The organism is Pantoea sp. nfd-35 (genome assembly GCF_056892255.1).
In genome coordinates this window covers 26519-51939 of the sequence record NZ_CP122405.1, presented here as the reverse complement: position 1 = coordinate 51939, position 25421 = coordinate 26519, and the positions used below count along the sequence as shown (strand labels likewise).

At 52.2% G+C, this 25421-nt stretch carries 30 protein-coding genes and 1 pseudogene; 4 read left to right on the top strand and 27 right to left on the bottom strand.

Annotated features, from left to right (window positions below):
* Positions 1-242: 242 nt before the first annotated feature.
* The 12 genes and pseudogenes from P9J57_RS22135 to mobA all read right to left on the bottom strand — a co-directional run bounded on the left by P9J57_RS22135 (position 243) and on the right by mobA (position 11296).
* Positions 243-962, bottom strand: a complete 720-nt coding sequence (locus P9J57_RS22135; protein ID WP_483279568.1) for a DUF4145 domain-containing protein — start codon at positions 960-962, stop codon at positions 243-245.
* A 68-nt stretch (positions 963-1030) separates the two neighbouring features.
* Complete coding sequence (locus P9J57_RS22130) at positions 1031-2047, bottom strand: FRG domain-containing protein (RefSeq protein ID WP_483279567.1); 1017 nt, start codon at positions 2045-2047, stop codon at positions 1031-1033.
* A 1183-nt stretch (positions 2048-3230) separates the two neighbouring features.
* Positions 3231-4097 carry a plasmid replication initiator RepA gene (gene repA / locus P9J57_RS22125; protein ID WP_483279566.1) on the bottom strand — a complete coding sequence of 289 codons (867 nt, stop codon included), beginning with the start codon at positions 4095-4097 and terminating at the stop codon, positions 3231-3233.
* Positions 4090-4161: a RepA leader peptide Tap gene (gene tap, locus P9J57_RS22120; RefSeq protein ID WP_072005116.1), complete on the bottom strand. Its 72-nt coding sequence runs from the start codon at positions 4159-4161 to the stop codon at positions 4090-4092. Before tap ends, repA (P9J57_RS22125) begins: the two co-directional genes overlap by 8 nt.
* Positions 4162-4399: 238 nt before the next feature.
* A complete protein-coding gene (gene repA, locus P9J57_RS22115; RefSeq protein ID WP_029571138.1) occupies positions 4400-4645 on the bottom strand; it encodes a replication regulatory protein RepA in 246 nt (81 codons plus the stop codon).
* A gap of 141 nt (positions 4646-4786) precedes the next feature.
* Positions 4787-5320, bottom strand: a complete 534-nt coding sequence (locus P9J57_RS22110) for a phospholipase D family nuclease (RefSeq protein ID WP_483279565.1) — start codon at positions 5318-5320, stop codon at positions 4787-4789.
* A 363-nt stretch (positions 5321-5683) separates the two neighbouring features.
* Entirely contained in the window at positions 5684-6622 is a 939-nt protein-coding gene (locus tag P9J57_RS22105) for an STM4504/CBY_0614 family protein (protein WP_483279564.1), read from the bottom strand.
* Positions 6623-6899: 277 nt separating this feature from the next.
* Positions 6900-8054 (bottom strand): annotated as a pseudogene (locus tag P9J57_RS22100) (TraM recognition domain-containing protein); the annotation flags it as partial.
* A 148-nt stretch (positions 8055-8202) separates the two neighbouring features.
* Positions 8203-8403 carry a TraY domain-containing protein gene (locus tag P9J57_RS22095; protein WP_164483422.1) on the bottom strand — a complete coding sequence of 67 codons (201 nt, stop codon included), beginning with the start codon at positions 8401-8403 and terminating at the stop codon, positions 8203-8205.
* Between the two features lie 196 nt (positions 8404-8599).
* The gene (locus tag P9J57_RS22090) at positions 8600-8878 is read right to left on the bottom strand and encodes a helix-turn-helix domain-containing protein (RefSeq protein ID WP_029571092.1); all 279 of its coding nucleotides are present in this window, start codon (positions 8876-8878) and stop codon (positions 8600-8602) included.
* Between the two features lie 115 nt (positions 8879-8993).
* Positions 8994-10955: a TraI/MobA(P) family conjugative relaxase gene (gene traI, locus P9J57_RS22085; RefSeq protein ID WP_483279563.1), complete on the bottom strand. Its 1962-nt coding sequence runs from the start codon at positions 10953-10955 to the stop codon at positions 8994-8996.
* Complete coding sequence (mobA, locus tag P9J57_RS22080; protein WP_324022269.1) at positions 10955-11296, bottom strand: plasmid mobilization protein MobA; 342 nt, start codon at positions 11294-11296, stop codon at positions 10955-10957. The genes traI and mobA overlap by 1 nt, the downstream gene beginning before the upstream one ends.
* Positions 11297-11351: 55 nt before the next feature.
* Between mobA and P9J57_RS22075 the strand changes: the two genes are divergently transcribed.
* On the top strand, positions 11352-11858 hold the full coding sequence (locus P9J57_RS22075; protein ID WP_483279562.1) for a hypothetical protein: 507 nt from the start codon (positions 11352-11354) through the stop codon (positions 11856-11858).
* Positions 11859-11913: 55 nt separating this feature from the next.
* Here P9J57_RS22075 and P9J57_RS22070 read toward each other — a convergent pair whose 3' ends face one another.
* The 10 genes from P9J57_RS22070 to P9J57_RS22025 all read right to left on the bottom strand — a co-directional run bounded on the left by P9J57_RS22070 (position 11914) and on the right by P9J57_RS22025 (position 19340).
* Positions 11914-12735, bottom strand: a complete 822-nt coding sequence (locus P9J57_RS22070; protein WP_483279561.1) for a DUF932 domain-containing protein — start codon at positions 12733-12735, stop codon at positions 11914-11916.
* 67 nt (positions 12736-12802) lie between these two features.
* Positions 12803-13051, bottom strand: coding sequence for a hypothetical protein (locus tag P9J57_RS22065; protein ID WP_210512628.1), 249 nt, complete (start codon positions 13049-13051; stop codon positions 12803-12805).
* Positions 13052-13148: 97 nt separating this feature from the next.
* On the bottom strand, positions 13149-13412 hold the full coding sequence (locus P9J57_RS22060; RefSeq protein ID WP_483279560.1) for a hypothetical protein: 264 nt from the start codon (positions 13410-13412) through the stop codon (positions 13149-13151).
* Between the two features lie 722 nt (positions 13413-14134).
* Positions 14135-14500, bottom strand: coding sequence for a type II toxin-antitoxin system PemK/MazF family toxin (locus P9J57_RS22055; RefSeq protein WP_164483429.1), 366 nt, complete (start codon positions 14498-14500; stop codon positions 14135-14137).
* Complete coding sequence (locus P9J57_RS22050) at positions 14500-14772, bottom strand: AbrB/MazE/SpoVT family DNA-binding domain-containing protein (protein ID WP_483279559.1); 273 nt, start codon at positions 14770-14772, stop codon at positions 14500-14502. The genes P9J57_RS22055 and P9J57_RS22050 overlap by 1 nt, the downstream gene beginning before the upstream one ends.
* A 139-nt stretch (positions 14773-14911) precedes the next feature.
* Entirely contained in the window at positions 14912-15229 is a 318-nt protein-coding gene (locus tag P9J57_RS22045) for a hypothetical protein (protein ID WP_483279558.1), read from the bottom strand.
* Between the two features lie 73 nt (positions 15230-15302).
* Positions 15303-15623: a hypothetical protein gene (locus P9J57_RS22040; protein WP_128392509.1), complete on the bottom strand. Its 321-nt coding sequence runs from the start codon at positions 15621-15623 to the stop codon at positions 15303-15305.
* Positions 15624-15676: 53 nt separating this feature from the next.
* Positions 15677-16276 carry a hypothetical protein gene (locus P9J57_RS22035; RefSeq protein WP_240678583.1) on the bottom strand — a complete coding sequence of 200 codons (600 nt, stop codon included), beginning with the start codon at positions 16274-16276 and terminating at the stop codon, positions 15677-15679.
* Between the two features lie 67 nt (positions 16277-16343).
* Positions 16344-16607 (bottom strand): DUF905 family protein, encoded by a 264-nt coding sequence (locus tag P9J57_RS22030; RefSeq protein ID WP_240678584.1) that lies wholly within the window; start codon positions 16605-16607, stop codon positions 16344-16346.
* 744 nt (positions 16608-17351) lie between these two features.
* Positions 17352-19340 (bottom strand): ParB/RepB/Spo0J family partition protein, encoded by a 1989-nt coding sequence (locus P9J57_RS22025; protein WP_483279557.1) that lies wholly within the window; start codon positions 19338-19340, stop codon positions 17352-17354.
* A gap of 643 nt (positions 19341-19983) precedes the next feature.
* Here P9J57_RS22025 and P9J57_RS22020 point away from each other — a divergent pair.
* Positions 19984-20319 carry a nuclear transport factor 2 family protein gene (locus tag P9J57_RS22020; RefSeq protein ID WP_128392511.1) on the top strand — a complete coding sequence of 112 codons (336 nt, stop codon included), beginning with the start codon at positions 19984-19986 and terminating at the stop codon, positions 20317-20319.
* Positions 20320-20459: 140 nt separating this feature from the next.
* On the opposite strand, the gene P9J57_RS22015 is transcribed toward P9J57_RS22020, so the two are convergent.
* From P9J57_RS22015 to P9J57_RS21995, 5 genes are all read right to left on the bottom strand, one after another.
* Complete coding sequence (locus P9J57_RS22015) at positions 20460-20855, bottom strand: DUF1380 family protein (RefSeq protein ID WP_128392512.1); 396 nt, start codon at positions 20853-20855, stop codon at positions 20460-20462.
* A gap of 54 nt (positions 20856-20909) precedes the next feature.
* Positions 20910-21332, bottom strand: a complete 423-nt coding sequence (locus P9J57_RS22010) for a DUF1380 family protein (protein ID WP_483279593.1) — start codon at positions 21330-21332, stop codon at positions 20910-20912.
* 44 nt (positions 21333-21376) lie between these two features.
* On the bottom strand, positions 21377-21823 hold the full coding sequence (locus P9J57_RS22005; protein ID WP_483279592.1) for an antirestriction protein: 447 nt from the start codon (positions 21821-21823) through the stop codon (positions 21377-21379).
* A 460-nt stretch (positions 21824-22283) separates the two neighbouring features.
* Positions 22284-22514 carry a hypothetical protein gene (locus tag P9J57_RS22000; protein ID WP_308538930.1) on the bottom strand — a complete coding sequence of 77 codons (231 nt, stop codon included), beginning with the start codon at positions 22512-22514 and terminating at the stop codon, positions 22284-22286.
* A 34-nt stretch (positions 22515-22548) separates the two neighbouring features.
* Positions 22549-23193, bottom strand: coding sequence for a DNA methyltransferase (locus P9J57_RS21995; RefSeq protein WP_483279591.1), 645 nt, complete (start codon positions 23191-23193; stop codon positions 22549-22551).
* Positions 23194-23631: 438 nt separating this feature from the next.
* Between P9J57_RS21995 and P9J57_RS21990 the strand changes: the two genes are divergently transcribed.
* Both P9J57_RS21990 and P9J57_RS21985 read left to right on the top strand, forming a co-directional pair.
* Complete coding sequence (locus tag P9J57_RS21990) at positions 23632-24549, top strand: hypothetical protein (RefSeq protein WP_483279590.1); 918 nt, start codon at positions 23632-23634, stop codon at positions 24547-24549.
* A 289-nt stretch (positions 24550-24838) separates the two neighbouring features.
* Positions 24839-25078, top strand: a complete 240-nt coding sequence (locus P9J57_RS21985; protein ID WP_483279589.1) for an IS66 family transposase — start codon at positions 24839-24841, stop codon at positions 25076-25078.
* Positions 25079-25421 lie beyond the last annotated feature (343 nt).

Below are 25421 nucleotides of genomic sequence, written 5' to 3'. Positions count from 1 at the left end.
TTAATGGCCAACGCATCCTGTTTTGGGAAGCTTTGCGGTTGCATATGGTAGCCAAATGCACCAATAGCATTACCAGGCAGAAACTGTTTAACGCCATTTTCCGGTAAAAACAATCACGCCCTCATGGTTAGTACTCAGATCCAGTGCATTGGCATGTACATCGCTTTGATAACACAGTTGCTCAATAGTCTTTATCGCATTGATCAAGGCATCATCATTTTTGTAGTTGAAAAAACCGGAGCTCAGGGTGCAAAACGAGCTGCAATGCGTTCAGTCAACTGCCTTACAGACTCAGTCGAACCCTCGTAAAGTTTACGCAAAACAAACTCAATAACGGTATATGCCTGCTCAATGTCTGAAGTACTGACGCTATCTAACACATGACTCCCAGCATTTCCAAGTAACTTGATGGCCATCAAAGCTTCTTTATGTTCACCGTATCTGTCAGGCATTTTCGAGATACGGTGATGAAGGGAGCGCTCACATGGCACCTCAAGCGCATTCATCAGTTCCTCAAGTGAAATGCGTATTGTATTTGCAGCTGCTGCGGGAGCATTCAGAAACAGGGAGAAGGACTGAATCAAAGGTGCAGCGACTCTGGCTGGGCACGCGGCAGGGATGTTAAAAGCTGGCAATATAGGTGTAAATAGCTTTGCCTGAAAATACTCTGTGTAGGGCTCGGTGTCACTCTCATCACTACCATCATTTGGTATAACCTCCCCCTTACCACTCACGGCAACTACAGCAGTACATGCTGAACGTTCACACTGGAGCATACAGCAAAATACCAGCTCAATATCATCCCATTCTCCCTCAACAGTCTGCCAGCGCGCGACTGATTCTGGTATCGCCAGATGTTTAAAAGATCCTGGTAAAATAGCCAATGATGTTGATTTACATGACGGACAGGTCCAGTTGGGACAATGATCTTCCGTAAACCAAGCGGAAAGGGAATGATTCATGACTTTGTTGAATTCCTTTGAATAAGAGAAAGATAGATTTGCATCTGCTTGTTAATGACAAAAATATTTTATCTCAAGCTGTTGGCGTTCATCAGATCACTGACTACTCCAGAATATCCAGGGTAAATTGAACCTTCAGATATATTTATTTTTCTAAGTTGTGTATTAAGCTCGTTAACTTCTGAATCTGGTAAGGTAATTTTAATAAGGACATCGTCTTTGATAGGTTCTTTCCTTTTTTTGTTGTAATCGTTAACGAGTCGGTCAACAGAATCATCAAAAGTTTCGAAATCGGTGAACATTTTGTCAAACTTTTCATCGTCTGGTACTTTTCCTGTTTCATCAAATTCATAAAAAAATTCCTTTCTCAAGGAAAAGAAGTCTTTATCAAAAGTTGTTACCTTATGAGTAAACAGACCAAACTGAGATCTGGCATTATCGTTCCATTGATAATGAGGATTATAAATCTTAACATCAGAATTGGTCGCGTCAAAAACTTCTGCAAGCACATTAGTATTCATCATCCATAAGCAAATTTTTCCTTTGCTTCTGGAAGGTCTACCATTTGATGCAAAAAAAGCTGCAGTATAAGGGTTATAGCTCCAGTCAATTAACCGTGTAGGGAGACCATAGTGTTGCGCAATAGAGGCAATTTCCAGTAAGTCTCTTTCAAGCCAGTTATTATAAGTATAAAGCCTCATAAGTGCTTCAAAACTAACATAACTCCTCTCCATTGAATGGCTCATGAATTTTGATCGAGGAACATATAACCCATTTGCATTAGCTTTTCTGTAAAAACGTCTTAGCACATGAAATTCCAATGAGGCGTGCTGAATTGCTAAATCGCCAAAATTTATATGTTCTATAATTTTTTGAAACTTAAATTTTTTATTTAATTGAAGTCTGGCTATTGAGTTTAAATTCAGATGCTCTTTGTCCCTGAATGCATTAGGCAATAATTTATACGTTTCATTTGAGTGGCCCCTAAAAACAAATTGCGACAAATCAAACCTTGAGTTCCATGGCGTTATTTCGTTTAAAAAATCTTTTGCTTTTTTACATTCAATGACTGTGAGAGAGCCCATAAATATCCATTTTTTAAGAATATATAAATTAGTGTAATATTATAACTGTTATTACTCATTAAATTCCATCAAAAAAATATGAATAGAACAAGATTTGTATGCAAAAAACTTCTTACATAAGTGATTCATAAAATTTTCGATATTGGATCATAATAAAAAAATTATCACCGATTTATCATGTCAGCTCGAATATGCACGTCAGTGCATGAAGGCGCCAGCTGATATCAGCCAGGGTGAAGTGGCCGCATGGCGCCGGTAGCCCGGCGAAGCCGGTTACGGTTTGATAGGTTCTGCCTATACCCAACCCTTCCCTGCAAAGCAATATCCGCTCACCGCCGCATGAAAGCCACTGTACGCCGTCGGAGTGGTCACGACAAGGCGCCAGCCGCAGTCGGGGCGTATCTCCGCGTTAGCGGGCCGGCAGGGCCGCTTACGGGCGTGTTCACGGCACCCTGCAGCGACATCATTCACAGCGGCGGAATAGCTAGTAGTTACATCATCCATTTGAAGCCACTCCAGTTCCGGCCCTCTGGGCCGGGGCGGGGGCGGCTTTTCATGGGTGGAGAGGGGCGATGGGCTATCAGGCACAGCGCTTTTTACTCATAACAGTGGTCAGGAGTTTGTTGTAACTACTTTTCTTTGCCCGCCAGAGGCGGGAGCTATCTCTGGTCGCGAAGCGGCCATGGCGAACCGGCGCGGACGTAAGTCCGCTGCAAGGGCGTTCGCTCTCTGAAGCTGTCCACAGGGCAGCTGATGAACAGGTTATTTATTTAAAGGTAAGTATTACTGGTTTTTAAAAGATAAAAGATCGGGTTTTTAAAAGGATCATCGCGGTTTGTAAAAAGCTCGGACACAAGTTAAGTGGCATCTCGGTTAAGGGTTACGGAAAATACCCTCTTGTGGTTAATGTGGATAAGTACAGAATTCGCTTCGTCACGGCCGTGAGGCTGGCCAGAACGATAACATCTGTGACGCCGACCACGTTCTTGCCCGACCGGTGCGGGCGGGTACTGACTGCGTTTTGTACGATTTGGGGGGCTTCAGACGTGCAGAATCCTCCGGCGCGAACCGGATGACAGGAAGGAGGGTGAAGACCGGGAAGGATGTCCGGACCGGCCAGATTTCAGGCAGCAGGAAACCGGCACGTCAGCACCAGTTTCTAAGCACGCAGCTCAGCGTTAAATCAGGTTTTCACCAGCAGGTCATCGCCAAGGCGAGTGTAGTGGCCACGCGAGTATTTCATGCGTTCCGTCACCCTGCGATCAATCTCTCTGCGCGCCGCGTCCAGGCCACCGACAAAGCGCCCGTCGCGGATTTCTTTCTGGAGTTGCTGGCGGACCAGCTGATCGATGTCCTTACGGCTGCGTGGCGCATCTCTGAGTGCGCGGTGACGTTTGAGACCGTGCTCGCGGTGAGCTCTCACAGTCTCGCGGAATTTTTCACGTACGAATGACCATGCTGCACTGATGAGCTCGCCGGCATCGGCGCGCGGCAGCCCCTTCCTCTCACGCTTCCGGTTTTCCCACTCGACGCGGCTGCGGCGAGCGGCCGCAACGGCTTCTTCAGAGACATCCAGAACCTCCCACATCAGCGGGGTAAACGTGATATCGGTCGGGATGTTGCACCCTATTTCTTTGTCGTATTCGGTGTTGTAGGTGAGGAGCCCCATCTGCTCCATAAACTGCACGGCACCAGTGAAGCGGGTGATAGAGAGCCTTTTACACTCAGTGGCCAGACCGCAAAGCCGGCACATGGTGGTGAGCGAGGCGCCGACACGGTTGGCCAGCGGATTGTAATACCAGCACAGTGCCTGAAGCGCAGCTTCCAGCCCCCTGACACGTAAGAGAGGTGGACGGCGCTTACGTTCGCCCCGGGCGATTAACATGGCAACCAGCATCTGGTATTCGACACGCTGGGTGAAACCCACGGCTTTCTCGCGGATTTTTTCGCAGAACGGCAGAGTTTTTTTTCCTTTCGCCGGAATAAATTTCGGATTCGGATTTTTTACCTGCCGGTAAATTGATGTGTTTTCAAGGACCTGTTCAGCCACGCCTTCCTGCGCTTATGTTGCACAGAAGGAGTAAGCACAGAAGGTATTGCAGTTTTCTGGGCATGAATCTATACTCCCCGCATAGAGCAACAGCTTCTATGCAGATTCAGTGAGCCCCGTTAGTCTTCTCCGTGTCGCCAAACTCAGGAAGATTATCGGGGTTTTCTTTTTTCTGGCCTTCAGTCGTGCTTCAGTACCAGTCTCTTGCCACCTTGCGGCGTGGCCAACCAGAATTCTTAAACGATCCGTAATCTATCACTCTGCTTTAGTACAGGCAACAAAGTGATGTCGCTACTTTTCCGTTATCTGCTTCTTTCTACTTCTTTTTTGACCAGTCTCTCGATCAATTCAGTCTGCGTCACGCCTTCTGCTTCGCATATCGTCCGCAACTCGTCTTTCAGGTGTGAGGGTAAAAACACTCTTACTTCCTGATGAGTTTGTTTTTTGCGGGCCAGTGAAGACTGCTGACGTTCTGCAACACTCAGTGGATTACCTTTACGGTATGGGCGTTTCGGTGACGACGATTCTGTATTAGCAGCTTGCGGCATTCCGGCCCCCTCGTGACACAGGTTTGGATCATGCCGCAGAGCATACTACAGATCATTCTTTACAGCGACCCCCCTCTACAGGGGGGGTATAGTGTTGGCGCACAGTTCGCTATTGCAGGAAAAAGAAGAGGTTGGCTTGTCTCAGTAGCCTGAATGCCAGTCAGTACCACCGTCCCAGCGCGACTGCCAGTGTGCCTGATAGGTCTGCGCCAGTGCCGGCACGCCACGTATCAACAGCGCATTCTCTGAGTTCGATTCTGCGGCGCTGCGCGTATAGTTAAATGAGCCTGTTTCGACGTTTTGGCCATCGGTGATGATGACCTTGTCATGCATAATTTTGTACTGCCCGTTGGTGCGCAGCGGAATACCGGCATTAACTACCACGTTCATTGCGGCCTGGCTGGCTTTACTCCGGTTTCCTTTGTCATCAACCACTACCCTGACGTCCACACCTCGTTTTTTGGCCGCAACCAGCGATTTCACCACCTCAGGCGAAGTAAAGCTGTAGCCCATCAGACGGATAGTGTCGTGGGCCTCGTCGAGCGTCTTCAGCACCACTTTTAGTGCGCTGCCTTCCGGAGAGAAACCGACATCGAGGGACGGAGCTGCATATGACGCACTGGCAGAGAGGGACAGCACGGCCGATAACACGACAGCAAAGATCGTTTTTTTCATTTCGTTTTTCCTGAGTGAGTTTTTCGATTACATGAAATTTAAGATAGCTATGGTAAATGGCGGTTTCGCCCCGATTTCGTGATGATACCGGCTTCGGGTATCTGTCGAAAAAAATAAGCGACTTGTTTCTGGTCCGTTCTGGGTCAAGATAGAGGGCTTAAGCAGCGTTCTTCGGATTGCGTTCACGTGAGGAAGAGGGGATTACGTGACACCTAAATTAAGTTAAATAGTAACCTTTTTGGTGAGATTATCTTGGGACAAGTCAACACGCTTATAAATCATTACAGCGGTTATTAGTGATTACTAATAGACTTTAAGGAGTCGGCTAAGATGCGCTTTCTCGCCGACTTAGGTTTCAGTTATTCATCCAGTTGTTTTTTCACATCTTGCAAGAAATAAAAGATTAGTTGCGGTTAGATGTAGCATATAGCTTGCCATATCTTCATGAACACTTAAGACGTCGACTCCCTGTCCATGACCTGAATTTTTATTCCTTATTGTAGGCACTCCTGACTCCAGCATAGTTTTAAGACTGGTAAATTGGCTTTGTAAATAGCTCGGAATTAAATCATGGCTTAAGCAGCTAGTAATCAATTTCGACGCTGTATCATGCGGATTATAAGGCCATTTTCTTTTAACATGAATAGCCTTCATTAAACTTTCAAATGATTTGAGACAATCATTCAAACACTCTTTATATCGCTTATGCCTATAATGTTCATGAGCAGCAAGAAATTCTTCATTAGCTCCATTAAACAAAGGTTCACCACCTAATATAATCAGGGCTGGCTTCACGACTTCAGAATGAATTATCTGAGAATCAATTCGGATTATCTCACCTGATTCAAACTGATATCCAACGCCATGCTCTCTAAACCTCTCATTCAACTCAGCTATAGCTTCATCAGGTTTCTGACACGTGATTTCACGGAACATATGCAGATGACCAGCAACATAGTTTTCTAACATCTGAAAGCTTAACTCAACAAAATCCAAACATTTTTCTGCATCGTTTTCATTCAGAAAAAAATCCGAGAGGGGTTTTAAATCATTACTGTAATTGTCACCCAATGAAAAAAAACCATACTCTTTTGATAGGGTGTTATGAATATACTCATAAACTTTATCTGCTGCAGTTCTATAGGACATATAACCACCTTGCGACGGCGTTCCTATAGAGTCTTTAATTATCCGTAAAATCTGAACTTTTAGCGGCCTGTGGATTACATCATATGTGTAAACATCACTTGTTTCGCCACGCAATTTCTTTTGTCTTTTAGAATAAAGATTCCTAATAGCCATTCAAAACCTCTCCTTCTGTTTTCAGCCCTAAAATTTCAAGTTATAACTTTTATTGCTTACCTGCACGAGTCTAATGTGATTGAGTGGTTTCACACATTCTTTTGGCAGACCTAAACTCACATTATAACATCTCGAGAAAAAGCAAGTGCGATATGAGACAACAATCTAAAAAAACATAAATACCACCTTACTGTGGCGCTTGACTCTGAAATACCCTAAAAGAACGATCATAGAAGGCAACAGACTGGAGAGAAGAGGCGTTAGTGGGTTGTATTAATTATGACGGGAGGACGAACGGCGCAGGTGGTACGTAGTTCTGCATGGCTTTTTCAATCGCCTCGCGGCCAACGCCCATCAGGCGGGGTTCACGCAGGCGGACCTTGTAGCCCCTGCCCCTCGCAGGCAGGCTTCCCTGTACCATATGCCAGAGAACTGAAGAACGCACCGCTGCAGACGGCGAGCGCTTCCAGCAGTACTCGCATTCAAGGCTGAACTCACAGACCGCAGCCAGCGCCGGGTCGGTCAGCACCAGCCGGCTGGTATCCTGCGCTCCCAGTGGCGCGTCCAGCACCTGCAGAATGCGCTGCACCCGGTCTGCCCGCACGTAGCTGCGTCGCTGTCGGTAAGGCATGGTCGCCAGCAACCCGGCCTCAGAAGGCGGGCTGACCTCCAGAAACCGGTTGATACGCACCGGCTCCTTCGTAAACTTGTCTGCGTCAGCGATGTAGAGTGAGCTGCCGCGGATGACCTGTCCCTTAAACAGAGTGACGTTCTCACCCTCCTGCAGCGCCTGCACTTCATCCACGTCGACCTTTTTCTTTTCGCTGACCTGCAGGCGGGGGTCATCTCTCAGGCCACTGCCGAGAACACTGCCCTGTTGCATCATTGCGCTAATATGCGCGCGGTACTCTGTGCCAGCCATCAGTTGCAGAATTTCCAGCGTGTCCTTCGGATCCATAATTTTGCCGGTGATGCGCACACCCATGTTGGCAATCAGCGTCCACACAGCGTCGCCTGCTGCCGACTTCAGGCGTTGCACCTCCTGCCCTGCAAGCAGCAGGCAGTAGCCCAGCGAGCGAATCTGCGTGGCCAATTCGCCCAGTTTTTCGCTGTATCCGGCGCCCACTTCGTCAATAATCCAGAGCAGCGGAAAGCGGTCCTTAAACTTCCGCACCTTCATGTTATCCTCTGGCCGCCCTTCCAGCTTTTCCCCCAAGTCCTGGCTTAGTATCATGGCCAGCTGCGACTGATAAAGCCGGCCCAGCGTGCTGCTCTCCGGGACGGACAGCTCCAGAGCCGGCACCAGCACAACCAGAATGCGGTCATTGTGAACAACATCACGGAGATCAATGTCGCCCGCGTCGCGCGCAAACACGTGTCCATAGGTGTCGTTAAACAGGCTCAGCATGCGCGTGTACTGCTGCATCAGATACCGGCAAGAGAGGACCTTGAGATCAGGGTTTCGGACACATTGTTAAAGAGCGGAGGCTGGATTTTGACAAAACAAAGCTCTGCGCGGGTGCGCATATAAATTCTGAAAAAAGGACCGGCATTATTAATGCCGGCTAAGCTGGGCTATTTTAACAATTACCTTCTGCTTTAAATCGACGCCCTGGTGCGGCGAGATCTGGAAAATATTTCAAACTGTCTTCAAGACGGACCATAGCTTCACTGGTATTACTTCTGCCGGAGCGTATGGCTGCCTCACTTAACAGGTCAGTCATCTCAGCAGTAAGACGGAGAAGCACTGTTTTATTCTTATGAGTCGACTGAGAAGCCATCAATGTTCCTGTAAGTTTTTGTATGGTTTTTGTAAGCTGCGGCCATTAAATAAGATTGGTCCTAATTGTGTAAACCCCCCTATTTACAGGGGGGTGAAAACCAACTCATTGTATTTATGGACAATAAAACAAAATACCCGCCTTGGGAGCGGGTATTTTTTTGAAAAATTAATTAAAAAAATGACACATTTTAAACTTAACCAAAATTAACACTATTCATAAACATCGAAATGCTCATGAGTACACGGCAGATGACCGTGGCCCTTAAAAGTTTCATTGAACTGACGCCCAGTCGTTTCTGAGCCGATTTTAATGACTCATTCACGGTATCTGTGCTTACACTACGAAGCTCAGCGATATCCTCTACTGAGATACAACCGAAAACGAGCATGCAACTGTGAATTGCCTGTATCTCAGTCAATTCAGGAAAAAACTTGCTCAGATGCGAAAAATGACTAGGATCGACCGCAGCCATGATGACCTCCTATCCAGGTTACTGTGGTTAGCTGGTTGTACAGGCCTTCAACCCTGTGCAATCAGCGCTAAATAATTTGGTTTATCAATTATTTAATTTTCTCTGCTCGCCCCCCTTATGGACGCTGTAAATCTCTTTTTGAAATGCGTACGTTTTCATCGTAGTTAAATTGCGGCTCGGCCTGTTTGAGTTCCGGCTGCACATTCTGATTTCGCAGGCTGTCTTCCGTGGCATTCACGCTGGCCATCAGCTTAGGATCACTGACTTTGAATTCTCGGCCGTCACGTTTAGTGATGTTTCTCACTACGCCGGAATACAACACGCGGTTCACAGCTTTCTGTTCACCCGTCAGCGCAGTGCTCTCTCCGCTACGCCAGGCTGTTAGCTCAGCAGCAAGATCATTGTTAAAGCGATCAGACTTGCTGTCAGGCGCAGGATAAATCTCGACCCTGTCACCAAAGTCGGTTACGGCTGGCTTGCCGTCGCGCAGATAGCTGACTGTGCCGTCTCGCAGTACTCGCGTTTCATGTTCGCTGGACTTAAACGAAGGCACATTGTCACCCGGGCCGAAATGAATAACGGCATTCGGTTCTGGCCACGCACTTCCCTGCTTACGGGCAGCACGTTTCTCGCGATAGGCCCAGCCGCGCATCTGACTGAGCGCCGCCGCATCTCCTTTTGTCGCTTCGCGCTCAACCCATGACTTCCAGCTCAGCGGTCTGTTCGCCCCGGTTTCGCTGAGTGCCTGACGCTCCTCACGCAGCTGCAGGCGAAGTTCAGCCATCGCCTTCATCTTTTCGAACTCAGCAACACGGTACATCAGTTTACGCATCAGCGGATCCCTGACGGTATTTCGTACGCTGGCTTTAACTGCCACGCAGTGCGCCGCAATCTGACGGAAACGTTCGCCCGCTCGCAGGTCCGGCTTCTCCCATCCGCTGCGGTAGGCATCATAGCGTGCGCGGAGGATGTCACGAGCGACAGCACGGGCTTCACGTCGTTCGCGACGAGCTTCCTGATCGCGCACATGAAGCTGTGGCATGTAGCAGGTTTGCATATGAAGAATACCGTCCTCGGGACGTTCTGGATTGCTGACTGGCGGCGCAGGTTGAAAGTCCCCGTACTTTCTGACCATCGCCGTCAGGCTGATATCCGGATGCACATCGGATGCCTTCACGCTAACGCTTTCAGGATGAAGCAGATCATAAACAGCAAGTCCGCCGTTCTGCTCCCGCAGGCCCAGCCCTCTGGAATAGAGAATATTGTGCAGACGGTCCCAGCTCAGTGCGTCCTGCGCAACTGCGTCAGACAAAGGCTGACGGGTTTCGCGTACGGCATAGCCGTGCAGGCTTTCTTTGTCTGAAAAGATTTCGCGTTTTGCAGCGCCACGCGGAGCAGAAGGCATCTCGCGACGGGTACGGTGAAGCTCACCAGCCTCATCCATATGCCAGCTGCCGTTATCCACTTTGAAACCAAACTCACGCTCAAGCACGCGGCAGCACTTTTGCAGCGTGTCGGCATCGTTCCACATGTTCTGCGCAGTAAACGTGTTGGGGTGTACGCGGTTTGCTGAAACATGGCAGTGAAGGTTATCAGTGTCGCGATGAATAGCAGCAACATACTGATGCTCCTCCATGCCAAGCTGCTTAAGGCAATAGCGGACGGAACTGAACACCGCGTCAGGCGATGGGTCTTCATCGTCCTGCCAGGAAAGAATAAGGTGATATACAGCGTCTTTGCAGTGACGGTTCTGTGATGCTGTCAGATTCATCTCTGACGCGGCAGTGTCTAGCGAGAAGCAGTTTGTTTCACACAGCACTTCACCAGAGAGTACGCGCTGAGTGCCCTCTGGTGAAATGCTGATAATCTGTGGAGCCGCAGCAGCACTTTTGCGACCGACATAGTCGACCAGCTGACCGAAACCTGGCGTGGAAACGTACTCAGTTCTGGCGTCATGAACCACTTCACGTGTTGCGGCTTCCGTTGGTTTTTTTTCCTCACGCGTGCTCACGTAGTCAACCAGCTTCTTAAAGCTGGTCTTCTTGTCGCGGCGCTTCGGCGGGATGATAACGTTCATCAGTCTTTCATTTCCTCGACAGGGACAGGAGTCATATCCAGCGCGTTAATGGCATCCCTGATACTGGTCAGCACTTCAGAAAACTGAAGGCTCAGCTCGGTCGTCATGTTCGTTTGCATTTGGGTGTAAAGATGCTTCTGCAGACCGCCGAGGCGTAGCAGTTCGTTCATCATACGAATGTCGGTTCGAACGGTAATGCGGCGGTTGAGCGCTGATCGACGTAGGTATTCAGATGTCGTCAGTCCTGCTGCAATGGCCTTCTTGTTGATGGCCTCGTATTCAGCATCTGTGCAACGGCATTTAACCAACTTTTCCCTCTGACGCTTTTCACTTTTCGACATAACTCAACCTTGGCACTTAACCCGGGTCTCGGGGCGGAGCCCTGAGCAGGTCGTTTTGGGAATCACTGCCAGCGTGCTGGCGGTGGTCACAAAACATTTCCTGTCCCGTCTTTGGATTTCATTACTGTATTTTGGCACTTTAATCGCCAGAAGTAAATTGGCGTCATGGGAGGTGGGAGCTGGAAATTTCCATTATTACGGGGCAGAATCATCTTTTTTGATATTTCCACTGGAGGGTGTTATGGCTACACAGCAGTTTTTCACACAAGAGCAGATTGATGAGGCAAAATCCAGGCTGGAAAATCTGCCAGATTTGTCACCAAAACGTATTACCAGAAATGAAGTGCTGGAAAGTCTCCGTGGCACCATTCTGATGCTGGCAAAAGAAAAAGGCTACAACGCAAAAGACATAAAATCGGCACTGGATGAAATGCAGTTTGGTTTCAGTGAAAGGGCGATTTCCGATGTTCTGAAAGACAACGGGAAAGGAAAAAAACAGGCACGTGACAGAAAGGTAAAAAGTACGGTAACGGGTGCGGGTAATGAGGGCGTGACGCGGTAGCGAAGTGATAAAGGCCGAAAAAAAACGGGGGTTTTCAGTGCCCCCGTTCCACAAATCAGGATTTAAGTTCTTTCATTTTTTCGGCAAGGGACCAGAGAAAACGGTTGTTTTTTATGTCGCCGTCAATGCCGTTTATCGCTCGGGTTTTTGTCACTGATCCCTTCACGGTCCGGCCACGTAATCCACCACGAATGATGTTCTCCTGAGTACGCTGATAAACAGTCCAGAGGTCATTCGGATTGTCTGCCTTTCGGCGCGCCTGCAGAACTGAATCAGCAGTGACCGGAATATGCTGGCCATCATAGCGAAACACCAGCGCCGTTTCAGCAAAGGCAACCTGTTCACGATGATCAAGCTGGATAAGCTTCATTTCATCGCGTGAATGTTCAATCGCCTCAAAGCGTTTAAGAATGTCATAAGCCCCCTCAACCACCTGACTGATAATGTCGCCTTTATGCGGCACACGGATTTCGCCATACACTTCTCCGCACACCATGCCGTTGGAACAGATGCTGCGAAACTGTCCGGGGATCATTTGGTAGCTGCTGCTGCCGTCATGGCTGTTTAGCAAAATAATTTCCGAGACTTCTGAGGCAATAATCTGATCACGACGACGCAGGCGCAGCAGGTGTTTTGCATGACCGACGCGCCCCTGATCGCGCACGCGCTGCTGGCAGGCATAGAACGGTTCAAAACCTTCTTTACGCAGGCGCGTCAGAATATGGCTTGTAGGGATATAGGTGTAGCGGTCACTGCGTGAATCATGTTTATCTTCAGAAAACACGCTGGGGACAATCTGACGCAGTTCTTCATCAGTAAGTGGGCGGTCGCGACGAATGCTGTTTGCAGAACGAAAACCATTAAATAAACGGGCCATAATTGTCACACTATGGATTTGAGATTATCGGGTAATGCCGCCCTGTCTCGGGGCGGCAGGCAATCAGTCAGGCAACAGCACGATGGATCTCCAGCGAACGGAGAAACTGGCCCCATTCACTGCTGCTCATGGCTGGGACACGAACGGCTCTGCGCTTGCGGACGCAGTGCGCCACGTGACGGACACGTGCCCGAATTTCATCCGGAATCTCACACAAATCCGGATCGGTGTGACGATGGCGGGTATGAGATGATTTACCCCCGGGCTTTACATACCCGGCAGAGGGTGTGATGATGCTGCGGTCAGCAGTTTTCATGATTTAATCCTTATTGCTGTTGACGTTCCGGACGGTCATTTGGTCGTGTCGTCCGGGGTAAACGGGCGGAATTTCCGCCCTTTTTCCTTTCTGCCCGTCAGTACGGGCGGCGGATCACGGTGTAACCGATATCAAACTCGTAAACGGCAACCGGCCAGCCGTCGCGCATGTAAACTTTCCGCGCGTCCGGTTCTTCTGTCGGCTCATCAATCACCTCCAGCCCGTTAAAATCATCACGCGACAGGCCAGACGGCCCCAGGAATTCGCCGTGCGTCCATACGTAGTCACACAGGTCCATAAAGGCATCGAGGGACAAATCCTGCGTGTCCTGGATGCTGGAGGTTGATACGTTTTTCATCATGAAATCCTCATGCTGTGAGATCCGGTTTATGCAGCGCGCTGCGGTGTGACCGGAGGGATGCGGATGCCTAAAAAGACTTCCTCTGACGCGGATTTTTTCTTTTCCGGTCTGGCCTTTCGCGGCGAAGGGCAGAGTTGCGACGACGAAGAGAGGGCATAAAGGGGCGACGACAAAAAGTTTTTGCGGCCCCTGGCGAAAAGTTTTTGGCGGCGTACATTTCACCCCTTTCTGCACGAACCGGCGGTGCTACGACAAGCCCTCCGCGCAAGGCATGACCGGAACAGCGGGAAAGACGTCAGAAGGGGAATTTGCAGCACGCAACCGCGGGCTGGCCACAGAGCCACGGCGGCTTTTTGCCGGGGCGGTTAAAGCGACGGCGCCAGCCGTCAGCAGCCGTTGACGTTGACCTTCGCCATCAGACTCTACACGAACCCGCCCGCGGGTTCGGCGGAGCTTGGCGGCTCTGCCGCCTTAGCGGAGTGAGGCTGACGACTGCCCGCCAGGGCAGGAGCCGAAAGGGGGCCATGGCCCTGCCCGTGAAGTGGCTTTTGAAAAAGAAACAGAAAAGGAAAGTCAGAAGGAACACGGATACCAGGAAACGGATTGCTTTGATGTGCACAAAAACGGATAAGGCCGGTGCGGCAGCACCGGCGCTGTCCGGCTCTTGCGTTTTTTGTTGCGGAGCTGCGCCGCGCAGAATGCAGAAAGTGAAACCGCGCCTTTCAGCGCGGGTCGATTAAATCCACGACCATCGACAGGATCTCGTCCATGATGTGGGGAGCCACCTTTGTGCTGTAAGTGGCCTTACGGGCAGCCAGGTCGAGCGAACGTAACTGATAGCAAAGTGCAACGCCCGTCACCTTACCCGATTCGGTGCTGTCTCCGTCTAACCAGACCGTCACGGACTGCGAACGCGCGGCCCCACCGCCACTCGTTATCGGTACACATACCGCCGTTCCCAGCGCCGCAACAAGCTCCCTGGGAGAAATCACAAGGTAATAGTGCGGCCCTTTAAACTCCTTTCCCTCAACCGGATCGCCGTTAACGTGCCAGATTTCACCTTTCTGCGGGATTCTGCGCGATACCATCAGATAAACTCCCTTCCCTGAGGTCTGTCATTCGCGCCGTCGCTGATTTCGTCGTTGAACTGGCGGATTTCATCCTGGTCAATCCCTGCCAGTAGCTGCGCCACCGTCTTACGACCACGGGCAACGCGACCTGACGGGCGAATACTCACGGCATCCCCGTCTGCGGTAACGTCCAGCAGTGTGCCAACGCTCCAGCCTGCTCTGGCTGCAATGTCGCTTGGAATGGTCAGCACAACCGCCCCGCCCTGCTGCCTCAGTTTTGTTATTGTCATACGCCCTCCGGTGTGTGTAACTTTGTCACACTTATACTAGCACAAAGTGAAACAAAGTCACACTTTAATGTCGTTTTAATCTCCTGTTTTCCGGTCAGAGATTGCGCATAATCATTCAGGCGTTGCGCTCATTTTCCTTCTAATCATCAGACTGAAGCATCATTTTGAGTTCCTTTTTTGCCGACCGGCAGAGATAATCACCGAGGCCATCAGGCTGGGTTCGTACCAGCCTGATGGCCTCGGCCCACGCCTGGACGGAAGAAAGGGGCAGCCTGGGCCGGGCCAGTGTCCAGTCAGTCACGGTTCCTGTGATCTCACCGGCTAAGCGCCACAGCGTACCCTGCATCAGTTCCTCACGATTTTCCTCATCCGGCTGGCTCACAAGTTCGCGCAGGAAACTGAGACATGCCTTAATTTCTTTGAATCTTTGTTCTGTGTAGCTCAGTGACGTGATCATGATCGCCTTTCTCCGAAAGCAAGTTTAAAGCTGTGCCTGTCACGCGGTTACTTGGCCCGCGCAGGCTGGTGCGCTACGCGTCCTGTTCATCCTGCCAGTGACGGCTGGCCGTCAGCAGCATTTCGCAGAGCGGCATGCCGGTTTCACTGCATAAATGCATCAGGTCAGTGAGGAAATCGACAATAACGGTTTCGGCAGATTCGCCGTCGGTATTCAGTCCGGTATAGCGGGCGAAGGCGGTCAGAGCGGCAGCGGCTGCGCCTGCACGGCTGGCATTATCAGCATCAAACGGCAGGCGATCCGTCACCTGTTCCGCCAGGCAGGATAAATCGGCAACGTTGAGGGTTTCAGCCGCTCTGAGCGTGTGGCATTCAGGTAATGAAAAACTATGCATGTAACGTACCTCATTCGTGTCAGAACGGGCCGGACGTGTCCGGCCCCGTTTTATCAGATAATGACTTTGCGGTTATAAGTAGCTTTCCAGTCGGTGTATTCTTTGCAGTCACGCAGCGGATCAAGCGCCGTCAGGTTTTCAGCCAGGCCATTCATGACAAGAACCCGCTCAACCGCCGAAAACCAGTCTTCATTCTCACCAACAGGAAACCACAGGTTGCTGTTAACGCCGCTCAGCAGGGGATGCGAGCAGAAATGGATGCCCCTGCCGCCCAGCTTTGTCATACAGCCGGTGACGGTCACTGACGCTCTGACGTTTTCTGTCATGGCACTGCGGGCAAGCGCCTCCGCAACGTCATTCCAGCACCATTCCTCATCCCCCTGGACGGGCAGCGGAAGTTCAAACATCCGGAGCGGCATACCTCCGGCGCGGGCAGACTGGCGGGCAGTATCGATAACGGAGGGTTCGTTACTGCCTGCATCGGAACAGGTAACAAAATGCCCGTGGTGATAAAATGCCTCATCGCCGTTATCGAGCTGGATAAAGCAGTACGCCCCCATAACCCGTGCAATATCAGCCTGCGATACCGGCGAACGTAACGCGGAAGCGGTAAGGACGGGCAGCAGTTTTACGCTGTGCTGGCTCTCTGACATGGTGTGATCTCCTGAATAATGATTCGGGTCGGGCCTGGCTGAATAACCGCTCAGCCAGGCTTGTTTTTCAGCGTCTGACGCCGTATTCCCTGATGTAGGTCGTAAGGCCGTATCCGGCCTCAGCTTCAAAATTCCACGCCCGCCAGATCAGCCCGCCCTGCGCATCGCGGATAACTAACTGAAAGTGCGTACCCGCGTCGTTCTCGATGAAAACGTTACGGTATTCGCTCACCAGAGCGCTGGCGGTCTGACGGCCAAACGGGCCGGACGGCAGCCCCACAGAAGGTTTCTGATCGGCTGTGCCGCGGTAAGGGGGGATCGTCGTGTTCACGGGCAGGACTCCTTTTATTTGCCTGAAAATTCCGGCACCTGAAGCGCTGGCAGACCAGCCGACCGGATGCGGGCCGAAAAAAGGCTTCCTCTGACGCGGATTTTTTCTTTTCCGGTCTGGCCTTTCGCGGCGAAGGGCAGAGTTGCGACGACGAAGAGAGGGCATAAAGGGGCGACGACGAAAAGTTTTTGCGGCCCCTGGCGAAAAGTTTTTGGCGGCGTACATTTCACCCCTTTCTGCACGAACCGGCGGTGCTACGACAAGCCCTCCGCGCAAGGCATGACCGGAACAGCGGGAAAGACGTCAGAAGGGGAATTTGCAGCCCGCAACCGCGGGCTGGCCACAGAGCCACGGCGGCTTTTTGCCGGGGCGGTTAAAGCACCGGCGACAGCCGGTTGCAGCCGTTGCGTCAGGATGGAAACCCGCTGGACCGGAACCGGAACGGGGCCGGTCCCGGGCAGAGACGGCCTGCCGGCTCTGTGCGAAGCATGACAGCCGCCCGGACGCCCGGGGTAAAAGCATTTGACCTGAGTGTTACGGGAGAAAAGGGCAATTCAGGCCACCTGTTCACCTTAACCAGCCTGAAAAAATGGTGGTGAACGGCATTATGATGAATACCGTTATCAGAAAAGGGTGTGGTGGCCGCGCCGTCAGGCGCGGGGCTTCCCGCACCGCCGCCGCAGGCGGCAGGGTTTCCCGCCGGAGCCAGAAGGTGCACGGGCTTCCCTGCCCTGCACCCTGCTGTCAGTCGTGTTTAGTGCCGCTTTCGCTGTCGGTATCCGGCAGCGGGGCACTGAGCCATTCAGGCAGCCAGCGGGAATCCGCTAAGGTCTGCGCCGCCAGTTCAGCAGCGTCTCCTTTTTTCATCTTTTCTGCCCCTCTGGCCAGATCGCCGCGCCCTGTGGCCTCCAGAGCATCGGCAGTCTGCGCCTTGCTCATGCGTCCGAAGAACGCCGCATCCGGTTGCCACCAGTCGCGAAGGTGGAAGAACAGCGCCGCCTCGGTGGCATCAAGCGCACTGTCGGGTGTATGACCATTTACGCGAACCTGTTCACCGTCGAGTGACGATGCCACGCAGAACGCCAGCAGGCGTTTCAGCGTATCGTGGGGCAGCGCAGCGAGCAGGGTAAAATCGAGTTTCCATCCCTCCGGCAGCAGTTCACGTAACGCCCCTTCTTCGTGTTGCATTTCGCGGTATCCCCGCCCGTCTGTTCCGGTATGGGCCTGAGCGGACATGGCTCCGGTTCGGGTATTCAGCGTAATACTGACGGGGGAATGGCCCAGCCCACTTCCCCCGAAGACCTGTCGGCACAGCGTCCAGGTGAGCAGCGTGAGGGCAGTGTCAGGCTGCTGAAACAGCGCTGCCTGGACGGCAAGAGTGCGCTCACAGGACATTGACCTGATCAGTGCCGCAGAATACGCCTCAACGCCTTTTTCAGGCGGCGAAACCTGACCACTGTCTGCCGTGCTGTCGTCGGTTCCGTCTTCCTCAGTTTCTGTCTGCTGGTCAGCAACGAGGGCCAGACCCCGCTGGATGACTACCTCACCGTCATCCAGAGAGACAACGATCCAGCTACGGGCCTTATCCTCTGTAAGCCAGCCGCGCGTGATTGCGGTTGCAGTCAGAGCCGCGAGTTCCTCATACGCCGCCTGTTCATCCTCATCAGTATCAAATTCGTCATTTTCAATGACAAACTCAAGCTGCGCCACGCGCTCTGCTTCTTCTGCGGAAAACTGCGGCTGCGGCTCCGGCAGAAAACACCATGTGTCACGATCAGCCCAGGTCTTTACCTGAGACAGCCGCGCTTCGGCAAACCCCCATCCTTCACGTCCGCGCACGTCTTCCGCTACGGCCCTCAGCTTTTCAAGCGCCAGCTTTTCAGTGAGCAGCGCATCGGCCCAGCCGCCCTCATCATCGCTGAATAAATCCTCCTGCACGGCCCCGCCTGCCGTCTCGTAAGCCTCCCGCCCCACAAAATTAAACAGCGCACTGGTTGTACGGATGTCGGTATCCGTGGCGAGGCGCTTCAGCATGTCAGGAGACGGCAGGTTGCCGCCGTACACCTTTGCGACCGCCGCTTCCCAAATCTGATCCTGCCGCTCAGGCGTTCCGGCAAGCGTGAGCGCCTGACAGTGGGCGACCGTAATGCGATCCTCTCGCAGCAGACACATCAGCGCGGGAGAGAGGTCGGCAAGTTTGAGGCAGCGTCTGACATGGGCCACGCTGAACCCCAGAAGGTCGGCCACCTGCCCTTCGCTGCGGCCTTCCTCCGTAAGCGCGCGGAAGTTAACAATCTGTTCGGAAACGTGCATATCGCGGCGTTTGCCGTTCTCGGTCATAGATACCACACGCGCCATGTCCTCCGGCACCATCAGGACGGGCAGAGGCCGGTCGGCTGGCCAGCGCCCTTCGGCTGTCAGTAACATCACCGCTTTCATGCGACCACCGCCTGCACAGATACCGGTTTTGCCGTCAGGCATCGTATGGCCTGCAAGATTCTGGAGCAGTCCGACACGGGCAATGGAGTCAGCAAGCTCACGGATTTCGCTGTCTGTATGCGCCATATTACGGGCCTGATGCGGCGACAGGATAAGCTGGTCCTGTGTGTGCATGACGGTGACGGCATTCTCCAGTACCGCCTCCACGCTGGCGCGGGGGGCTGTGGCTTTTTTACCGCCCTTTTTTACAGCGGGTTTCGTGGTGGTTTCCGGCATAGTTTCGTGTACTGACATGGCATATCCCCTTTTAGGCTTTTAAAAATCATCACCCGGTGAGTTTCTCCGCCGCGGTGTTGACCTGTGAGCTGAACGGCTGTGGTTTCCTGTGGTGTTTCATCACCCGGTTGAGATCCCACGCCGCAGGGGCGTTAACTGGCGCGGTCCAACGCAGACCGACCAGGACAGCGGGACATTTTTTCCGGCTTCATGAAAAAATGTCCACGCTGTTTATTCCATCCTGGACGGCAAGGCGGACCGTGGCTGTATCAGCCCCGGTGTGGGCGTAAACCGGCATGATGAAAGAGGGAATGAGGCGGACAGCACCGCAGTGCCGGCCGCGCGGAGAAACGCAGCGGCAGGGCACTGCGCATAAGAGCCCTGGCGGTATTTTGCCGGGGCGGTGAAAGCACCGGCGACAGCCGGTTGCAGCCGTTGCGTCAGGATGGAAACCCGCTGGACCGGAACCGGAACGGGGCCGGTTCCGGGCAGAGACGGCCTGCCGGCTCTGTGCGAAGCATGACAGCCGCCCGGACGCCCGGGGTAAAAGACCTTTTGCTGTGAAACTGCGGCAGACTGAAAAAAGTGTTGTTAAACCGCCTTCGTTAGTGAATATTAATGCTAATAAAAAGCATATTAATTCACAAAGGAGAGGTCCGGCATGTCAGTCACCCGTCCCGTTGCTGCTCAGTTTGAGGCGTACAATGCGCATGATATCGACGCTTTCATGGCCTGCTTTGCAGATGATTTTAAGGGCTACCGTATGCCTGCTGAAACGCCCTCAACACAGGGAAAACCGGCGCTGCGTGATTTCTACATTAACAACCGTTTCAACAATCCCGCACTCAGAGCGGAACTGATTTCCAGAACGGTGCTGGGGAATAAAGTGTTCGATCATGAATTCATTCACGGCCTGTCACCCTCTCCGCTTGAAAGCATTGCCGTTTTTGAAATTAATAACGATCTCATCTCCACGGCCTGGTTCTATTTCCCCTGAACCCGTGCACGCTGCCGTAATCAGCAGAACGGCAGGAAGCGCGCCGCCAGGCGCGTCCTCTGCTGTTCTGCCGCCGCAGGCGGCCGGTTTTTCGCCCGGGCCGGAAAGGGCGACGGGCTTCCCTGCCCTGCTCCCCGCCTTTACGGATTAATGGCCTGCCAGGCACGACTGAGCGCTTCTTCAATGGCGCGCGGATCATCATCTCCGCCGGTTTCAAGCAACCGGCCCGCGGCTTCAGCCAGTATTTCCAGGTCGCTGGCAGAAACGGACACCGGCCGGTTACGCCGTGCGGCGGCGTACCGGAGGCCACTGGCGATAAAACTAAGGGTTTCAGCGCCCACGCCGGCTTCGTGCTGTGCATCCCTGTCCCATGTTGCGATGTCGCACACAATTTCGGCGGCGGTTTCCTCCGTGATGTGCTCCTCGCTGAGTACCTTCAGCACGTCCTCTTTACGCCAGATAATCAGCGTGATTTTTTCCTCGCCCTGAAATTGGGTTTTCAGGCGGTGGCAAAGCTGGCTGACGGTTCCGTACATTTTTTGGCTCCTTATCGGGGGCGGCTGCGCCGCCCCCGCGCTGTCACTGGATGGTTATTCGTCTGTCTGCGCTCTCAGCGCGGCGCTGACACGTAAAAGCGCCTTTGTTTCGTCTGGATAAAGCCGCGCGGCCGCCCCCTCACCGCTCTGAGCATCCTCAAGGCGCATAAAACTCCACGCCACCCTGAGCGCAATCTCGAGTGCGGCGGCGGGCACCGTCGCTTCGCGGGCCTGATCGGCCTCATCGAGCAGGCTCTGCGCTATGCCCTGTAGGGCATCCAGTCCCACACCGCTGTCGTGCTGCCCGTCCTGCCATTCAATGCGTCTTAAAATTTCGTCGGCGGTTTCGTCGGTGATCCGTGAATCATCGAGCACGGCGAGCACGTCATTTTTCGTCCAGATAATCAGCGTCATGAGATCGTCGGGCTTAAAGCAGGATCTGAGACGGGCACAAAGCTCGTTAACGGTTCCATACATGGTGTTTTCCTCTGTAGGGGGCGGCCCTGCCGCCCCGTGGGTTATCAGTCCAGGGCGCAGAAAATCGCGGCAGCTTCGGGATGGATTTGAGCAAACGCTGTCAGCTGGCGGTAACGCCGACAGAAGTGCGCATACAGTTCCTCCTCGTCGTGGAGGTCGTAGAGCCAGCTGCGGTGATTGAGTACCAGTGCCGTGATGATGATCCCCGCCGCGTCCGAACTGATTTCAAGATCAGTCCAGACGTGGGGGCTGGAAAACTGCCAGCGTTCTTCTGCGGCAGGCTTCATGTAGCCGCCGCCGTGGGGTACGCCTGGCACCCTTACGAAGTCCCACACCGCACCGTCATAGTTGGCCAGATAACGGTCGGCATAGAGGTACACGTTGTTTTCGGCCCGCATGAAGTCGTGGCCAAACAGCGTAGGAAGAAAATGCAGCCTTTCAGCATCTGCCAGGACAGACGCTGGCGGGTAAACATGGGGTTGTGTGTTCATCAGACATCTCCGCAGTCAAAGGGGATTACCGTTCCGGCCTGTGCCGTGCCTGAATGACAGCCCGACGAAAAGCGGAGTGATCAGGAGCGACGACGAGGCCGCAGCGCAAGCGAGCGGAGACGTGATTACGCACGGCGCTGACGCGAATATTGAGCGGAAGCGCGACGGGAGTAAGCGCGGCGGAGGGAGTGCGAACGGGGGAGGAGGCGAGCGAAGCGATCTCTTGATCACGCAGCGGTCGGGCTAAAGTGAAGGCACGGCACCGGCCGCAGACCGCACGGACCGGGTTTTCTGCCCTGTCCCGCCGCAAGGCGGAATAAAGCGGCGCGCAGCAACATCCTTATTGCCTGTTGTCCACAGACCGGTGAATAAACCGGCCGGAACCCTGTGGATAAAAGCAAAGCGGCGGCAGTACCAGCGAACTGAAAAGGAGCGGTCAAAAAATGACCGCTCCGGCATCTTAATTCAGGTGTTTGCGCATCAGGGCGGCACGCCGGTAAAGGTCAAGGAGCTGTAAATCGATATCCTCAATCAGTACCCCCGCCATTTTCTGCGCCGGCGAGGCGCCGCGGTAAAGGTTTCGCTTTACCATGTCCCGCAGCCGCAAATGAAACTCGTAAAGCGATTCCTCCAGGTCGTTCACGTCGTCGGTGAGCTGAGTGAGTTCTGTATTCAGGGTCTGGTCTGTCATGGTGCTTTCCTTCTGGTCTGGTTAAGGTGAAAAATCAGGCGGCCCGGGCGGCGCGCAGTTCGCCAAGCCGCCGCAGGCCGGCGGTGTGGTACTGCTCCAGCAGTTCGATACCAATCCAGCGACGCCCGCTCTGATCCGCGGCAACGCAGGTCGAGCCTGAGCCGGCAAAGGGGTCCAGGACCAGGTCGCCGGGCTTCGTGAAGGTTTCGATGAGCGGCTGTAGCACGCTTACCGGCTTTTCCGTCGGGTGGTGACGGTTGCCCGTGTACTGCCAGGGCATCACGTCCGGTAATGGCTTAGCCGGCAGCGGCGGGCGTCCTTTGGCCAGCAGATAGGCGCTCTCGTGCTGATACCCGACAAACGCCGATTTCGAGGCGTAGGTTTTGGTGAAAACGAGGTGCCCGACAACGCGGAAGCCCGCCGCCTTCCAGGCCTGCATGAAGACGTCCACGCGGTTCCAGCCGTAAAAACTCACTGCCAGGCTGTTATTTTTGAGTACGCGGAACATCTGCTGGCTCGCCGGCAGCACCCACTCATCGTTAACGTCGTTGGCGATCGAACGGCCGGACCGGTCCTTGAAGCCGACGAGATACGGCGGATCGGTGAGAATGAAATCAATGCTGTTATCCGGAAAGCCGGACATGATCTGTACGCTGTCGCCACGCATGAATCGGGACATAGTTATGCTCCTCAGTTTCAGGGGGCACCCCTGTGGTGCCGTGACCACCACAAAGACGGGCGAAAAGCGGAGCAGGCAGGGGCGACACCGGAAGCCGCACGCGCCGCCGGAGCGGACTGAATGTCCCGCGCACGGCGGGGAACGGGTGAGGATGGCGGCGAAGCTTCCCTTGCAGGCGAAGCGGCCCGGCTACAGTGAGGGCACGGCACTTTGCATCTGCCGGTTTCCGCCCAGCGGACGGGAAGCGGCAAAAAAAGCGGAGCGAAGCGACATACTCGTTGGCTTCTGAAGGATATGCCGCTCAGCAGAATATCCATGAAAAAAGCAACACCAGACATCACCGTCAGGCCGATTGACCGGGCGACACACTTATAATTGCCTACCACATAAGCTGTGTTAGGATTTATCTGAACATAATCAGAAATTTGAAGGTGTGAAATGTACGAACAGGAAATAGCGGATTTAGTGAAAAATATAAGAGATCACCGGAGCGTTCTTGATGCAACGGCTCAACTGTTCAGAACGCAAGAAAAGAAAGACAATTTCAATCCAAAAATTGCTGAAGACTGGTGTAATTCGGTTTTTGGAGACAGTCTCGTAAAGCTTCGACTATTTACGGAAAACAACTTTAACTACATTGAAAGCCTTAGTTTAATTTCGGTAACGCGCTACATATTCGAGATGAGTGTATGGCTGAAACTGCTCACAAAAGATTCTCGTTACGGAATAGTATACTATTCTCAACTCCTCAAGGGGCAGCGAGAATACTGGACTCGGTTCCAAGAACAAATGAACAGAGAAGTAGTTTTTCTGGAAAAAATGTATAAAGAGGAAAGAGACCTCACAAATAAAAGACTGGGTGAGTTAAAAATGATGGGGGATACAGAGGAGGCCACCAATGCTGCAGAAACAATTTTTGAATATGTAAAAAAAATTATCGACGAGAAAGCTGATAGGAGTTTTTCAATTTTTTCTGAGGAAGCCAAGTTTAATGGATATGGTTTTCAGTCAGTTTTAGTTAAAAAAAACCAGTTAGAAAAGACAGAAAGCGCCCTTATTGAGATAGCAAATGAAAAAGAAAAATTCGAAGAAAACCTTCCCGAAGACGTGAAGAAGATGGTGAGTAACAACATACACTGGAAATGGGATCAAAAAGCAAAAGAAGCTCAGCTTGAAGATGAATACAATTTCATCTACACCTTCACCAGTAAACTATTGCATGCCGTTCCAACGAGCATCACAACTGATCATAAAAACTTAGAATATCAAGAAATGGTTTTTCTTCTCCGGTATATCAATGTAAAAATAAAAGATATCATTGAATTAAGCAGGGCCTATATAAATAAAACAGGATAACTACAAATAAACTGTGAATTGCAAGAAAAGCATTAACTCTTCACGGTTTCAGCGCAGGTAGTCTAACCACTCAAGGCATGTTAGGCGAAGCGGCCTTCTACAGTGAGGGCACGGCACTTTACATCTGCCGGTTTCCGGCCAGCAGACGGGAAGCGGCAAAGAAAGCGGACCGGAGCGACATACTCGTCGGCTTCTGAAAGAGATGCCACAAAGCAGAATCTCCATGAAGAAAAAAACATAGTAAGCGTCACATCCAGAGCGTCTTCCATTTTTGCCCGCGTTTCCTGCCATGGACACTTTCGCGAACAGAAACACGCCTTGCATCAGCAAACACCGGATCATCACTGCACTCAGCATGCGGCTACAGATGCAGATGACGGTGCTTTCGAGCCACTCAGATGCGGCGAAGACGTTCGCGTACCTGCTTAAGCAGCATGAGGCGATGAACCTAAACTGCAGCAACAGCTGGATGGATATTGACAATCACATTGCGGAGAACACTCTGCGTTGTGTTGCCCCGTGTCGGTAAAATAGGTTGTTTAACGGTTAGGAGTGCGGCGGTAAGCGGCCGAGGTGCTTTATTACCTTATCGGCACCTGACTGCTAAACAGTGTTGCCAATCAGCTAAATGAAAAGCCGAAAAAACGCTAGACTACGAATCCCCCCGTAGAGCTGTTCAATAAATTTGTTGCTTCAATCGATTGAGCTCACAGTCAGAAGCGGATATTGAAGCGATAATTGAATTAAAATTAAATGAAGGCTTGTATTTAAGGGGGGCTTGAATTTCCTAAAAATTATTAATCGCCAAGGCTTTGTCAATGGACATCATTGCAGCCAACTGTGGTATGGGTTAATAAGCGAAGGGGGGATCC